13 protein-coding genes and 2 tRNA genes are annotated in these 13,171 nt (G+C 74.0%); 5 read left to right on the top strand and 10 right to left on the bottom strand.

The features are described from left to right. Positions 1-24 precede the first annotated feature (24 nt). Positions 25-714, top strand: coding sequence for a 2-phospho-L-lactate guanylyltransferase (gene cofC / locus Q0967_RS14265; RefSeq protein WP_298750941.1), 690 nt, complete (start codon positions 25-27; stop codon positions 712-714). 10 nt (positions 715-724) lie between these two features. Further along, positions 725-961 carry a hypothetical protein gene (locus tag Q0967_RS14260; RefSeq protein ID WP_298750938.1) on the top strand — a complete coding sequence of 79 codons (237 nt, stop codon included), beginning with the start codon at positions 725-727 and terminating at the stop codon, positions 959-961. Positions 962-990: 29 nt separating this feature from the next. Here Q0967_RS14260 and Q0967_RS14255 read toward each other — a convergent pair whose 3' ends face one another. The 6 genes from Q0967_RS14255 to clpS form a co-directional block, all read right to left on the bottom strand. After that, positions 991-1,722 carry an HU family DNA-binding protein gene (locus Q0967_RS14255; protein ID WP_298750934.1) on the bottom strand — a complete coding sequence of 244 codons (732 nt, stop codon included), beginning with the start codon at positions 1,720-1,722 and terminating at the stop codon, positions 991-993. Positions 1,723-1,860: 138 nt separating this feature from the next. Further along, positions 1,861-1,933, bottom strand: a tRNA-Glu gene (locus tag Q0967_RS14250). 85 nt (positions 1,934-2,018) lie between these two features. Continuing rightward, positions 2,019-2,090, bottom strand: a tRNA-Gln gene (locus Q0967_RS14245). 99 nt (positions 2,091-2,189) lie between these two features. Beyond that, positions 2,190-3,743, bottom strand: coding sequence for a glutamate--tRNA ligase (gene gltX / locus Q0967_RS14240; RefSeq protein ID WP_298750933.1), 1,554 nt, complete (start codon positions 3,741-3,743; stop codon positions 2,190-2,192). A gap of 78 nt (positions 3,744-3,821) precedes the next feature. Further along, entirely contained in the window at positions 3,822-4,406 is a 585-nt protein-coding gene (locus tag Q0967_RS14235; RefSeq protein ID WP_298750931.1) for a DUF2017 family protein, read from the bottom strand. 3 nt (positions 4,407-4,409) lie between these two features. After that, on the bottom strand, positions 4,410-4,670 hold the full coding sequence (clpS, locus tag Q0967_RS14230) for an ATP-dependent Clp protease adapter ClpS (protein WP_298751271.1): 261 nt from the start codon (positions 4,668-4,670) through the stop codon (positions 4,410-4,412). A 94-nt stretch (positions 4,671-4,764) separates the two neighbouring features. Between clpS and Q0967_RS14225 the strand changes: the two genes are divergently transcribed. Further along, positions 4,765-6,066: a nicotinate phosphoribosyltransferase gene (locus tag Q0967_RS14225; RefSeq protein ID WP_298750929.1), complete on the top strand. Its 1,302-nt coding sequence runs from the start codon at positions 4,765-4,767 to the stop codon at positions 6,064-6,066. A gap of 16 nt (positions 6,067-6,082) precedes the next feature. Here the strand turns inward: Q0967_RS14225 and Q0967_RS14220 are convergent, their stop codons facing one another. The 3 genes from Q0967_RS14220 to Q0967_RS14210 all read right to left on the bottom strand — a co-directional run bounded on the left by Q0967_RS14220 (position 6,083) and on the right by Q0967_RS14210 (position 9,362). Beyond that, a complete protein-coding gene (locus Q0967_RS14220) occupies positions 6,083-6,694 on the bottom strand; it encodes an isochorismatase family protein (protein WP_298750927.1) in 612 nt (203 codons plus the stop codon). 90 nt (positions 6,695-6,784) lie between these two features. Continuing rightward, on the bottom strand, positions 6,785-7,756 hold the full coding sequence (locus Q0967_RS14215; RefSeq protein ID WP_298750925.1) for an RDD family protein: 972 nt from the start codon (positions 7,754-7,756) through the stop codon (positions 6,785-6,787). 286 nt (positions 7,757-8,042) lie between these two features. Further along, positions 8,043-9,362, bottom strand: a complete 1,320-nt coding sequence (locus Q0967_RS14210; RefSeq protein ID WP_298750923.1) for a cytochrome P450 — start codon at positions 9,360-9,362, stop codon at positions 8,043-8,045. Between the two features lie 308 nt (positions 9,363-9,670). Here Q0967_RS14210 and Q0967_RS14205 point away from each other — a divergent pair, with 308 nt between their 5' ends. Further along, the gene (locus Q0967_RS14205; RefSeq protein ID WP_298750920.1) at positions 9,671-10,627 is read left to right on the top strand and encodes a type IV toxin-antitoxin system AbiEi family antitoxin domain-containing protein; all 957 of its coding nucleotides are present in this window, start codon (positions 9,671-9,673) and stop codon (positions 10,625-10,627) included. Between the two features lie 285 nt (positions 10,628-10,912). Here Q0967_RS14205 and Q0967_RS14200 read toward each other — a convergent pair whose 3' ends face one another. After that, complete coding sequence (locus tag Q0967_RS14200) at positions 10,913-12,661, bottom strand: DEAD/DEAH box helicase (protein ID WP_298750919.1); 1,749 nt, start codon at positions 12,659-12,661, stop codon at positions 10,913-10,915. A gap of 132 nt (positions 12,662-12,793) precedes the next feature. Between Q0967_RS14200 and Q0967_RS14195 the strand changes: the two genes are divergently transcribed. Beyond that, a complete protein-coding gene (locus Q0967_RS14195) occupies positions 12,794-13,132 on the top strand; it encodes a DUF3039 domain-containing protein (RefSeq protein ID WP_298750917.1) in 339 nt (112 codons plus the stop codon). The last annotated feature ends 39 nt before the right edge of the window (positions 13,133-13,171 follow it).

Here is a 13,171-nt window from a genome sequence, read left to right as displayed (position 1 = left end):
CCGGGCGGTCGCGAGGATGCACCGGTGACCCCGACCCCCCGCGTCCCCCCTCCCGCGACCCGGTGGCGGCTCGTGGTCCCGCTCCAGCGGGCGGAGCGCGCCAAGACCCGCCTGGTGGCGCCCGAGGGTGTCGGCCGGGTCGCGCTGGCCCGCGCCATCGCTGCGGACACGCTGGAGGCGGTATGCCGTGCCCTCCCCCCGGGCGACGTCGTCGTCGTCACCTCCGACCCGGCCGGCGCGGCGCGGGCGGCCGCGCTCGGCGCCCGGGTCGTCGAGGACCCCGGCGGCGGGCTGAACGCCGCGATCCGTGCCGGCCTCGTGGTCGCCGCAGCGCCCGGCGGTGAGGTTCCGGGCGCGGAGCGGACGGGCCCGCACGGTCTGGGCGTCCTCCTCGGTGACCTGCCGTGCCTGCGGCCCGCGGACCTGGTGGCGGCGCTGGAGGCCTGCGCGCGCCACCCGCGCGCGGTCGTGCCCGACGCCGACGGCTCGGGCACCGTGCTGCTCACCGCGGTCGACGCGGACCTCTCGCCGCGGTTCGGCGCGGGCAGCGCGGACCGGCACGCCGCGACCGCCGCGCGCCTGGCCCTGGACCTCCCCCGGCTGCGCCGCGACGTCGACACCACCGCGGACCTGGGTGACGCCGTCCGCCTGGGCCTCGGGCCGCGGACGTCCGCCGCCCTCGCGGCGGCCGCTCCCCCGCCGCCCTCGGCCTAGAGTGGGCGACATGCAGGCCAGCGTGCACACCTACGACCTGGACGCCCGCACGGGTGAGGTGCTCCTCGACACCGGCCGCGTCCTGCCCTTCCCCGCCGCCGCCGTCGAGGGGAGCGGCCTGCGTCACCTGCGGGTCGGGCAGCGGGTGAGCATCGAGGTCGACGACGGCGTGGACCCCGAGACCGCGGGCGCCACCGTCTCCCGCGTGTGGATCGTCGGCATCGGCGAGGGCGAGACCATCAGCTGACGGCGCTCGGCCCTCCCCCCACCGGCGGCTCAGCCCGCGCTCCTGCCCTTCCCCTTGCTCTTGCCGTCCTGCCCCTTCTTCTTCCCCTTGCCGCCCTTGCCCTTCTTCTTCTTCGAGGACGGCTTCGCGGACTCGGCGATGACCTGGTCGTTCTTCACCCGGGCCAGCTGCGCCTTCTTGGCCGAGATCATGCCGGCGGTGATGTCCTCACCCCCGGCGAAGACCAGCCCGGCGCCCCCCGGCGCCGACGGACCGGTCTCGGACTCGACCGGCGCGGTGTCGCTGGGCGCCTCCTTGCGCACGCTCGAGGGGGTTCCCGACGCGGCCCGCCGGGATGCCCGCCCCTCCCGCGAGGCGGGGGCCGCCCGCCGGCCACGGGCGTCCGCACCCGCCGAGCGGCGCACGCTGGGCGGCGCCCCCGAACGGCTCGCCGCGCCGTCGACCACGGCGCCGCGGACCCCCGCAGACCCCTCCGCGGGCAGCCCCGCGGGGTCGGCGACGACGTCCTTGAAGTAGCTCCCCGGGCGGAACCGCGGCGTCGTGGTGCGCGCGATGGGCACGCGGTCCCCGGTGCGCGGGTTGCGGCCCGTCCGCGGGGCTCGCTGCACGCGCTCGAAGGTGCCGAAGCCGGTGATCGCCACCGACCCCCCGGAGGCGACCTCGCGCAGCACCACGTCGACCAGCGCCTCCACCGCCGCGGTGGCGGCCGCCCGGCCGCCCAGCCGTGGCGCGAGCGCCTCGATCAGGTCTGCCTTGTTCATGCCGCACCCTCTCCGCCGTGCCGGGCGTGACCGCAGGTCAGGCGACCGCGCCACGCCCTGCCCACGCTACCGCGACGACGCCCCCCGACACGAGGAACGGCCCCCACCGCAGCTGCGATGAGGGCCGTTCGACACGGGTAGCCCCGACGGGATTCGAACCCGCGCTACCGCCTTGAGAGGGCGGCGTGCTAGGCCGCTACACAACGGGGCCGTGTCCGACGCTGACTGCGCCGAGCGGAGAGCCTACCCGACCGGGTGGACCTCCACGAAATCGAGAGCGGCGTCTCGATGTCGCGCTGGGGTACCAGGACTCGAACCTAGAACAACTGAACCAGAATCAGCCGTGTTGCCAATTACACCATACCCCAAGGGGTATCTCCGCCCCCGTACGGGGCGGCGAACCGAGGAACCACTCTACCGTGACCCGCTCCTCGACCCAAATCCCCGGACGGTCCCGGCGTCCCGCCTCAGAGCGAGGCCCGCAGCCGTCGCAGCCGGTCCAGGGTCTCCTCCCGGCCGAGGATCTCCATCGACTCGAACAGCGGCGGGCTGATCCGCTGGCCCGAGACGGCGGTCCGCAACGGCCCGAAGGCGAAGCGGGGCTTGAGGCCCAGCCCGTCCACCAGCGCCTCGCGGAGCGCGGCCTCGATCCGGTCGTGGGTCCACTCCACGCCGCCGCCGAGCGGCTCCGGGCCCGCGCCGGAGATCGGCTCCAGCGCCGCCACGGCCGCATCCAGCACGGCGGGTGCGTCGTCCTTGAGCTGTCCGCGGGCGTCCTCGGCGATCTCCAGGTCCGCGCCACGGACGTAGAACGGGCGGACCATGGGGACGGCCTCGGAGAGCACCTGGATGCGGGTCCGGATGAGGTCGGCGACCGCCTCCAGCCGCGCCACCTCGCCCATGCCGCTCTGCTCCCCCAGGACACCGGCCTCGCGCAGGACGGGCAGCAGCCGGGAGGTGAACTCCGGCAGCGACAGCCGCCGCAGGTGGTCGCCGTTGATGGACTCGGCCTTCTTCTGGTCCCAGCGCGCCGGGTTGGGGTTGACGTCGGCGACGTCGAAGGCCTGCACGAGGTGCTCGGGGTCGAAGATGTCGCGGTCCGGGCCGATCGACCAGCCGAGCAGGGCGAGGTAGTTGATCATCCCCTCCCGGACGAAGCCCCGCTCGCGGTGGAGGAAGAGGTCGGACTGCGGGTCCCGCTTGGACAGCTTCTTGCTGCCCTCCCCCAGGACGAGCGGGAGGTGCGCGAAGGTCGGGACCCGCTGCGCCACACCGATCTCGATGAGGGCCCGGTAGAGCGCGATCTGCCGCGGCGTCGAGGACAGCAGGTCCTCACCACGGATGACGTGGGTGATCCGCATCAGGGCGTCGTCGACCGGGTTGACGAGGGTGTAGAGCGGCTGTCCGTTGCCCCGCACGATGACGAAGTCGGGCACCGACCCGGCACCGAAGGTCACCTCGCCACGGACCAGGTCGGTGAAGGTCAGGTCCTCGTCGGGCATGCGCAGCCGCAGGACCGGCTCGCGGCCCTCGTCCCGGTAGGCCTGCCGCTGCTCCTCGCTGAGGTCGCGGTCGTGGTTGTCGTAGCCGAGCTTGGGGTCGCGCCCCGCCGCCCGGTGCCGGGCCTCGACCTCCTCGGGCATGCTGAACGACTCGTAGGCCAGACCCGCCTCGAGCAGCCGGCGCGCCACGTCGGCGTGCAGGTCGGCGCGCTCGCTCTGCCGGTAGGGGCCGTAGGGGCCGCCGACGCCCGGGCCCTCGTCGTAGTCCAGCCCCAGCCACTCCAGCGCGTCGACGATCTGCTGCATCGACTCCTGCGAGTCGCGGCTGGCGTCGGTGTCCTCGATCCGGAAGACGAGCGTGCCGCCGTGGTGACGGGCGTAGGCCCAGTTGAAGAGCGCGGTGCGCGCGAGGCCGACGTGCGGCGTCCCGGTGGGGCTGGGGCAGAAGCGCACGCGGACGTCCGGGCCGGTGACGTCGTCGTGCTCGGTGGCGGAGACAGGGGCGGAGTGCGTCGTCATGATGGGCGCCAGCCTACTTCGCGCGGGACCCGGTGGACGCCGGTCGGGCAGCCGCCGCACACCCGTCCGGGGTATGCCTCAGCGCCCCATGAGCGCGGTCGTCACCGACTCCTGCATCCAGGAGAGGAAGTCGTAGTAGGCCATCTTCTGCGCCAGTGCGGGATCCAGGTCGGTCTCCCCCGACAGGGCCGCCTCGAGCTCCTCGTGCAGGCGCTCGGAGTCCTCGTCGGTGCGCAGCCCGAGCCGCTCCCCGAGGATGAGCCGGGCGTCGGTGAGCGCGATCGCCAGCGCCCTCCCCTGGTCGAGGTCGAGCTCCAGCCGGGGCGGGGTCGCCTCCTCCAGGGCCGCGATGGCCGTGGCGAGGGTGCCCGCCTTGCGCTGGCGCAGCCCGTGCTCGGTGAGGCGGCGGAACTCGGCCGCCTGCTCGTCGTCGTCGCGGGAGGCCGGGGGCAGCAGGCGGCGCAACGCCGGGTCGCTGGGCTCGGTGGGGTCGACCTCGTCCCCCAGGCCCGCGACCAGGTCGAGGAAGGGGTCGCCGGTCTCCGGGCGCTCCGGGGCCACGAAGTCCCGGGTCAGCCGCAGGACGTGCACGACGACGGCGATCTCGTCGGCGTCGAAGGAGGCGACGAGCCGCTCGCCCCTGCGCCGGAACGCGCGCGCCATACCTCAGTCGTCCTTCTGGAAGGTGGCCCACAGGCCGTAGCCGTGCATGGCCTCGGTGTCGGCCTCCATCTTCTCCCGCGTGCCGGTGGAGACGACCGCGCGGCCCACGGTGTGCACGTCCATCATGAGCTTCTCGGCCTTGCTGCGGGTGTAGCCGAAGTGCGTCTGGAAGACCCAGGTGACGTAGCTCATGAGGTTGACCGGGTCGTTCCACACCAGGGTGACCCACGGGCGGTCCGACTCCGGGCGGTCCAGGACGGCCACCCCGCCCTGCTCCTGCGGGGTGGTCTGCGGGTCGGCCGGCGGCGCCGGTGGGCTGGGGGTGTCGATCGGCACGCCCCCACCATAGGGTGCGGGGGTGAGCCCGAGCACCGCCCTGCTGACCGACCACTACGAGCTGACGATGATCCAGGCCGCGCTCGCCAGCGGTCACGCCGAGCGGCGCTGCGTCTTCGAGGCGTTCGCCCGCCGGCTGCCCGAGGGGCGGCGCTACGGCGTCGTGGCCGGCACCGGGCGCGCCCTGGAGGCGCTGCGCGACTTCCGCTTCGGGGAGGAGGAGATCGCCTTCCTCGCCGACCGGGAGGTCGTGGACCGGCGCACCCTGGACTGGCTGGCCGACTTCCGGTTCCGCGGCGACATCTGGGGGTATGCCGAGGGCGAGGTCTACTTCCCCGGCTCCCCCCTGCTCGTGGTCGAGTCGGGCTTCGCCGAGGGGGTGGTGCTGGAGACGCTCTTCCTGTCGGTCCTCAACCACGACTCGGCCGTGGCGTCCGCGGCGTCCCGGATGACCGCCGTCGCGCACGGCCGCCCGTGCATCGAGATGGGCAGCCGGCGCACGCACGAGGGGTCGGCGGTGGCGGCGGCGCGGGCGGCATACCTCGCGGGGTTCTCCTCGACCTCCAACCTCGAGGCGGGGCGGCGGTACGGCATCCCGACCATGGGGACGGCCGCCCACTCCTACACCCTGCTGCACGACGACGAGCGCCAGGCCTTCGCCAACCAGCTCGCCAGCCTGGGGCTGTCCACCACCCTCCTCGTCGACACGTACGACGTGACCGGCGCGGTCGAGCTGGCGGTCGAGCTGGCCGGGAGCGAGCTCGGCGGGGTGCGGCTGGACTCCGGCGACCTCGTGAGCCAGGCCTTCGAGGTCCGCAGCCAGCTCGACCGGCTCGGGGCGCCGGACACCCGCATCGTCGTGACCTCCGACCTCGACGAGCACGCCATCGCCGCGCTGCAGGCCGCTCCCGTCGACGCCTACGGCGTGGGCACCAAGGTGGTGACCGGCTCGGGCCACCCGGCCGCGGGGATGGTCTACAAGCTGGTGAGCCGGGAGAGCGGCGCCGGCCGGATGGAGGGGGTGGCCAAGGCGAGCAAGGACAAGGCGAGCGTGGGCGGGCGCAAGTACGCCCTGCGCCGTCGGTCCAGCAGCGGCGAGGCCACCGAGGAGATCATCGGGATCAACGAGAAGCCGCAGGACGACGGCGACGACCGCCCCCTCTTGGTGCCGCTCGTCGAGCGCGGGGAGGTCGTCGCCCGCACCGACGTGGCCGCCGCCCGGGAGCACCACGAGCGGGCTCGCGCCGAGCTGCCGCAGCGGGCGCTGCGGCTCTCCCTGGGTGACCCGGCGCTGGCGACGACCTACCTCGACGACTGGAGCTGAGGGCCGGCGGTCGGGCTCAGGTCTGCCCGGGTCCGCCCGCCGCGGTGTCGTGCGTCACGACGACGCCCGCGTCGCGCATCTCCCGCAGCGCGGCGTCCGTCGTCCTGGGGGCGACGCCGGCGCACAGGTCGAGCAGCAGGTGCGTCTCCAGCCCCTCGCGACGCGCGTCCAGCGCGGTCGCCCGCACGCAGTGGTCGGTGGCGATGCCGCAGACGTCGACGGTCGTGATCCCCCGCTCGCGCAGCCAGTCGGCCAGGCCGAGCCGGCGGCCGTGGACCTCGGTGCGTCCCTCGAACCCGGAGTAGGCCGCCTCGTGCTCCCCCTTGCGGAACACCGCCTGCACGTGCTCCAGCGCGGGGGCGAGCTCGGGCCGGAAGTCGGCCCCCTCGGTGCCGACCTCGCAGTGCACCGGCCAGGAGGTGACGAAATCGGGCTCGCCGTCGGTGGCCCAGTGGTCACCGGGGTCCACGTGCCAGTCGGCGGTGGCGACGATCGTCGCGTACTCCTGGGCGTGGGCGAGCGTGTAGGCGCTCACGCCCTCGGCGACGGCGATCCCCCCGGTGACCGGCAGCGAGCCGCCCTCGCAGAAGTCGTGCTGGACGTCGACGATGATCAGGCCTCGGCTCATACCCCCGATCGTGCCACCTCCCGGCGACACCCGCGCGGGGGCGCCCGGCCCACCTCGCGCCGGCCGGGCGGCACCCGCCGGGGACGGTGCTCAGCGCCTCTTGACGACGTTGGTGCCGGCCGCCTTGTCGTGCAGCGCCTGGTTGTTCGCGTCCCACAGCGGCCAGAGGACGTTGATGATGGTGAACAGGCCGAGGAAGCTGAGGGCGGGTGACAGGCTGCCCAGCAGGTTCGGGCCCTGGTAGACCGCCGAGCGGAGCAGCACCGCGCGCCAGCTGGGCAGCCCCGGCTCGTCGCGCAGCCGGACGCGCAGGCCGGTGATGAGCTTGCCCACCGTGCCGCCGAAGAACTTGACCATGAGGATCTCGTAGGCCAGACCGAGGACCGCGGTGACGAGCCCGAGCTGGAGGATCCAGTCCTCGAGGACCACCGGCATGGCGCCCGTGGGGTCGGGGTCCATGACGTAGTCCTCCATGGCGCCGCGCACCTCGGGGCTCATGGTGGCCACGACGAGGACGGTGCTGACGACGAGCGCGAGGAGCCCGTCGAGCAGGCGGGCGCCGACGCGGTGCCACCACCCGGCGAGCGGCTGGCCGTCCGGGGTCGTCGGCCCCGGCTGCGGCTGGTAGCCGCCCGGCACCGGCCCACCCTGCCACTGGCCCTGGTAGGGGTTCTGCCCGGTCTGCCCGGCGTAGGGGTTGGGCTGCTGGCCCCAGCCCTGCTGACCCTGGCCGTAGCCGCCCTGGCCCTGCTGTCCCCACCCCTGCTGACCCTGGCCGTAGCCACCCTGGCCCTGCTGTCCCCACCCCTGCTGACCCTGGCCGTAGCCACCCTGGCCCTGCTGGCCCCAGCCCTGCTGACCCTGGCCGTAGCCACCCTGGCCCTGCTGGCCCTGGCCTGCCTGCCCGGCCTCACCCGACTCCGGCGCCTGCCACTGCTGGCCCGACTGGGCGAGGTCGGGCTTCTGCTTGGGTGCCGTGTGGTGGGTCCACTGCACGCCGTCCCAGTAGCGGAGGTTCTGCTCGTCCTCGGGGTCGTCGTACCACCCTGCCTGCTGACTCATGGTGGTCAGACTATCCGCGCGGGCGACCTGCTCCGGCACCGCTGCCCCGCCGGCCCTGCGACGGGCGTGCGACGGTCTGGGCCATCGACCAGCCGTGCCGGCGGGCCATACCTGTGCACGCCACCCGCGCCCCACCCCCACCTGTGCACGGTCGTGCAGCCTGTGCATGCCGTAGAACCTGCGTACCGGCTGCACATCCGTGCACAGACCAGCCGCGGTGGTCCCTGCACCCCACCGCCATACCTCTGGCCCAGGGCGCACCGTTCGGCTGGAGCAGGGGTGGCGGTCAAACGTGCAGAGGACGTACCCGCAGCGGGGCGCCGTCGGCCGGGACGTTGGTGATGTTGCGCAGCCGGGTGCGCGCCGGGGCATCGGCGACGACGTCGACGCGGGTCAGGACCTCGCGCAGCACGACCACGCCCTCCATGAGCGCGAAGGGGGCGCCGATGCACCGGCGGACTCCTCCGCCGAACGGGAGGTAGGTGTGCGCGGCGGGACCCTCGCCGAGGAAGCGCTCGGGTCGGAACGTGCCCGGCTCCGGGAAGGCGTCGGGGTCGTGGTGCGCGAGCAGGATCGCCGGGGCGGCGGTCGCGCCGGCGGGCAGGTCGACGCCGCCGATCCGCTGGTCGCTGCGCAGGGTGCGGGCGACGTAGTCGATGATCGGGTGCAGCCGCATCGCCTCCTTGACGCAGGCCTCCAGGTGCTCCTCGTCACCCTCCTGGGCGGCCCGGCGGGCGCGGGCGCGGGCCTGCTCGTCCCGGCCGAGCTCGTGCAGCGTCCAGACCAGGGTCGAGGCCGTGGTCTCGTAGCCGGCGAGCAGCAGGGTCACGACCTGGTCACGGATCTCCTGCGTGGTCAGCGGCTCCCGGTCGTCGGTGTCGGCGCCGACGGCGAGCAGCTGGTCGAGCAGGTCCGGGGTCTCGGACGCGTGGCCGGTCCGGCGCTGGTGCACCTCGGCGCGGATGAGCTCGTCGATCGCCGCGAGGTTGCGGGCGTGCCCGCGCCACGGCGGCAGCGCGCGCAGCCGCGGGTAGAGCCAGCCCCCGACCACGACCGGGTCCACCTCGACCAGCCGCAGCACCCGCGGGCGCAGCGCGGCCAGCCGGTCCGGGTCGCTGGCGCCGAGGACGACCTGCATCATCACCGCCAGCGTCACCCGGCTCATCCGCTCCAGGGCGACGACCGAGGAGCCGGGGACCCAGGTGTCGACCTCGTCCGTGGCCGCGCGCTCCACGACCGGACGGTATGCGCGCACCGCTGCCGGGGAGAAGGCCGGCATGAGGTAGCGCCGGATGGCTCGGTGCGCGTCGCCGTCGTTGAGCATGACCGAGCGGTCGCCCATCGCGGCGCGCAGCATCTCGTTGCCCTGGGCCCCGCTCAGCTCGACCGGGTCGCCGGCGAAGATCTCCTTGATCGCCTCGGGGTCGCTGAAGAGCACGAGGTGCTGCGGGCCGGGCAGCATGCGGACGGTGAAGGGGTCGCCGTACCGGGAGCGGTGCCGCTCGAAGGTGCCCTGCCGATCGGTGAACGCCTGGATCGTCTGGAGCAGCGCCGGGGTCCGCGGGCCCGGCGGCAGTCCCCCGCGCTCCGGCTGTCGGGTGCGCATGCCTCCGCACGCTACCGCTCGTCGAGGCGACGTCTCATCACCTGCCGCACCTCCCGGCATAGTTGTGCACCTCCCCCGGTCGCGCCACCCGGCATACCTGTGCACCTCCCGCGGCCGCGCCCCCGGCATACCTGAGCACGTCACAGGCGCCCCACCCCCACCTGTACACGCTGATGCAGCCTGTGCAGGCGGTAGAACCTGTGCACCATGTACATATCCGTGCACAGGCTCGCCACGGTCTTTCCACACCCCGCCACCTGTGGACAACGGCCCGTCCGCGACACCGGCATCGGCCACAGTGGGTCGCCATGGAGCACCTCCAGGCCCGCCTGTCCGCCCAGCACCACGTCGCCAGCGGTGACGACCTGCGGGCCCTCGGCCTCACCCGTACCCAGATCCGCAGACTCATCGCCAGAGGCGTCCTGGTGCGGATCCGCAGGGACTGCTTCGTGTCGGGCGAGGTATGGCGTGGGGCGGCTCCGTGGCAGCTGCACGAGCTCCGGGCGCGAGCGGTCGCGACGAAGCTCTGCGGACCCGGCCGCCCGTACGCCCTGAGCCACCAGAGCGGGCTCGAGGTCTGCCAGATCGGGACCTTCGGGGTCGACGACAGGGTGCATCTCACGCGGACCGACGCCCAGCGGGGGCGTAGCGACGGTGTCGTGCACATCCACCCACCGGTCAGCCCGACGTGGGTGATCTTCCCGGACGACCCGGCGAGCCGGGAGCCGCCCGTCGTCGACCCCGCCCTGGCCTGTCTGCAGGTGGCCGGGTCCATGGGGCTGGTGGCCGGGCTGGTCAGCGCGGACATCGCGCTGCGGCAGAAGGCGACGACCATCGAGCGGCTGCGTCAGGCGGGCCGGGAAGGGTCCTTCGGGCACGGTGCCCCCGCCGTCCGCACGGTGGTCGAGCACGCCACCGGTCTGAGCGGGTCGGCCGGTGAGACCCGGGCCCGCTGGATCATGCTCGAAGCCGGGCTGCCGGTCCCGGAGCTCCAGGCGATGATCTGCGACGAGCACGGCGAGCTGGTCGGCTTCGTCGACTTCCTGCTGCGGGAGGCGTGGACGGTGGTCGAGTTCGACGGGGCGCTCAAGTACGGCTCCTCCCGCGACCTGATGGCCGAGAAGTGGCGCGAGGACCGTCTCCGGACACTCGGCTACGAGGTGGTGCGCATCACCTGGGACGAGCTGGCCCACCCCGAGCGCGTCGTCGCCAAGATCCGGGCGGCCATGGCCCGTGGGCTCGCTCGGCGCGCGACCCCGGCCTGAGCCACCCTCGCAGCCTCAGACGACGGCCTTTCCGGCCCGGCGTGCCGGTCATCATGAGCCGTCGGGTCACGACCGGCTACGCAGCGCCTGGGCTCGATCAGCCCGGCCTGTGCACGCCAGGTGCCGCCTGTGCATGCCGTAGAACCTCCGCACCGGCTGCAGATCCGTGCACAGGTACTCTTGTGGCGGATGTGGCGTGCACAGGTCACGGTCTGACCACGCGTTCGGTGCGTCCTGACCACGCGTCCGGTGCGTGCTGACCGCGCGTCCGGTGCGGGTATGGCGTCAGCGGCGGCCCACGAACCACCGCCGGATCGACTCGATGCGGTCGCGGACCTGCTCGGACGTGGCGGTCGCGAGCTCGGGGCCGCCGCAGGCGCGGCGCAGCTCGGCGTGCACGACGGCGTGCGGCTGGCCCTTCTTCTGGGCGTAGGCGGAGACCAGCTTGTTGAGCTCCTTGCGGTGCTCGGCGAGGGCTCGGTGGGCGGACACGGCCTGGGCCCGCGCCTGGCCACCGTCGCGCCCGACCTGCTTCTTCTGCCGTTCGCGCAGCAGGGTCGCGACCTGGTCCGGCTCCAGGAGCCCGGGCAGGCCGAGGTAGTCGTCCTCGTCCTCCGACCCGGGCACCCCACCCAGGCCGAACTGCTCGGCGTCGAAGAGCACGTGGTCGAACTCCGCGTCCGACCCGATCGCCTCGTAGCTGCCGGCGAGGTCGTCCGCCGCCCCCTCGGCGGCCTGCGCCTGCTCGAGCAGACCGTCCTCCTCCGACCACAGCTGGTCCTCCCCGCCGTCCTTGCGGTTGAGCGCGTGGTCGCGCTCCAGCTCCATCGAGCCGGCGTGCCCCAGGAGCAGCGGCACGTTGGGCAGGAAGACCGAGGCGGTCTCGCCACGGCGCCGGGCCCGCACGAAGCGGCCCACCGCCTGCGCGAAGAACAGGGGTGTCGACGTCGAGGTGGCGTAGACCCCCACCGCCAGCCGCGGCACGTCCACCCCCTCGGACACCATCCGGACGGCGACCATCCAGCGCGAGTCCCCGGCGGCGAACTCCTCGATCCGGGCCGAGGCCCCGACGTCGTCGGACAGCACGACCGTCGCCGCCTCCCCGGTGATCTCGCGCAGCTGCTTGGCGTAGGCCCGCGCCGAGCGCTGGTCGGAGGCGATGACGAGACCGCCGGCGTCCTCGACGTGCCGGCGCACCTCGGTCAACCGCCTGTCCGCCGCCCGCAGCACCGCCGGCACCCAGTCGCCGGCCGGGTCCAGCGCGGTGCGCCAGGCCTGCTTGGTGACGTCCTGCGTCAACGGCTCCCCCAGCCGCGCCTCCAGCTCGTCGCCCACCTTGGTCCGCCAGCGCATCGTGCCGCCGTAGGACAGGAACAGGACGGGCCGCACGACGCCGTCGCGCAGGGCCTCGGCGTAGCCGTAGGTGTAGTCCGCCGACGACCGCAGGATCCCCTCGGCGTCCATCTCGTAGCGCACGAACGGGATGGCCGCGGTGTCGGACCGGAACGGCGTGCCGGTCAGCGCCAGCCGACGGGTCGCCGGCTCGAAGGCGTCGCGCACGGCCTCCCCCCAGGACAGCGCGTCGCCGCCGTGGTGCACCTCGTCGAGGATCACCAGCGTGCGCGCCGCCTCGGTCCGGGCCCGGTGCAGCAGCGGCTTGCTGGCGACACCGGCATACGTCACCGCGACGCCGTCGAAGTCCTGGCTGTGCCGCCCCTGCGCGTTGGCGAAGCGCGGGTCGATGCGGATGCCCACCTTGGCGGCCGCCTCGGCCCACTGGGTCTTGAGGTGCTCGGTGGGCGCCACGACCGTGATGCGCTGCACCTCGCCACGGTCCAGCAGCTCGGTCGCGACGCGCAGCGCGAAGGTGGTCTTGCCCGCCCCGGGCGTCGCCACCGCGAGGAAGTCACGGGGGCGCTCGGCGAGGTAGGTCTGCAGCGCGTCCGCCTGCCAGGCACGCAGCTTGCCCGCCGTGCCCCAGGCGGCACGCTCGGGATAGGCGGGGGGCAGGTGGGAGGCGGCTGAAGTGGACATCGACTCGCAGGATAGGTCGTTTCCGGATCCGACTCACCGGGCCTCCCGCTCCCCTGGGGGCGCCGCACCCCGTGGTATGCCGTCCCTCACGCCCGCGGGCGGGCATACCGGGGCGCGCCTAGACTGGGGCGCATGAGCGTCCGCATGTCCGACCAGCCCCTCGACGCGCCCGAGGCGCCGACCCAGCCGGCGACGCAGACCGCCGTGCTGGAGCGCGAGGACACCCGGGTCCAGCCCGACCTCTCCGAGCCGGGCGACCACGAGCGCTTCTCGCACTACGTCCGCAAGGAGAAGATCATGGAGTCGGCCCTCAGCGGCGACCCCGTGATCGCCCTCTGCGGCAAGATCTGGGTGCCGGGGCGTGACCCGCAGCGCTTCCCGGTGTGCCCGCAGTGCAAGGAGATCTACGAAGGGCTGCGCGAGCCGCAGGACGGTGGCGGGTCCGGTGGGGGGTCCGGCGGCGAGGGCTGAGCCACCCACGGTCGACGTCGTGGCGTCGCCGAGCCGGAC

Source organism: uncultured Serinicoccus sp., assembly GCF_947500995.1.
In the GTDB taxonomy this organism is placed as follows: Bacteria; Actinomycetota; Actinomycetes; order Actinomycetales; family Dermatophilaceae; genus Ornithinicoccus.
The sequence above is the reverse complement of the archived record's forward strand: the minus strand, read 5'-3'. Positions and strand labels throughout refer to the sequence as shown.

Coding starts and splice junctions, on each gene's coding strand:
- Q0967_RS14260 (WP_298750938.1), top strand. CDS start 725: ATGCAGGCCAGCGTGCACACCTACGACCTGGACGCCCGCACGGGTGAG.
- Q0967_RS14255 (WP_298750934.1), bottom strand. CDS start 1,722: ATGAACAAGGCAGACCTGATCGAGGCGCTCGCGCCACGGCTGGGCGGC.
- gltX (WP_298750933.1), bottom strand. CDS start 3,743: ATGACGACGCACTCCGCCCCTGTCTCCGCCACCGAGCACGACGACGTC.
- Q0967_RS14235 (WP_298750931.1), bottom strand. CDS start 4,406: ATGGCGCGCGCGTTCCGGCGCAGGGGCGAGCGGCTCGTCGCCTCCTTC.
- Q0967_RS14220 (WP_298750927.1), bottom strand. CDS start 6,694: ATGAGCCGAGGCCTGATCATCGTCGACGTCCAGCACGACTTCTGCGAG.
- Q0967_RS14215 (WP_298750925.1), bottom strand. CDS start 7,756: ATGAGTCAGCAGGCAGGGTGGTACGACGACCCCGAGGACGAGCAGAAC.
- Q0967_RS14210 (WP_298750923.1), bottom strand. CDS start 9,362: ATGCGCACCCGACAGCCGGAGCGCGGGGGACTGCCGCCGGGCCCGCGG.
- Q0967_RS14205 (WP_298750920.1), top strand. CDS start 9,671: ATGGAGCACCTCCAGGCCCGCCTGTCCGCCCAGCACCACGTCGCCAGC.
- Q0967_RS14200 (WP_298750919.1), bottom strand. CDS start 12,661: ATGTCCACTTCAGCCGCCTCCCACCTGCCCCCCGCCTATCCCGAGCGT.
- Q0967_RS14195 (WP_298750917.1), top strand. CDS start 12,794: ATGAGCGTCCGCATGTCCGACCAGCCCCTCGACGCGCCCGAGGCGCCG.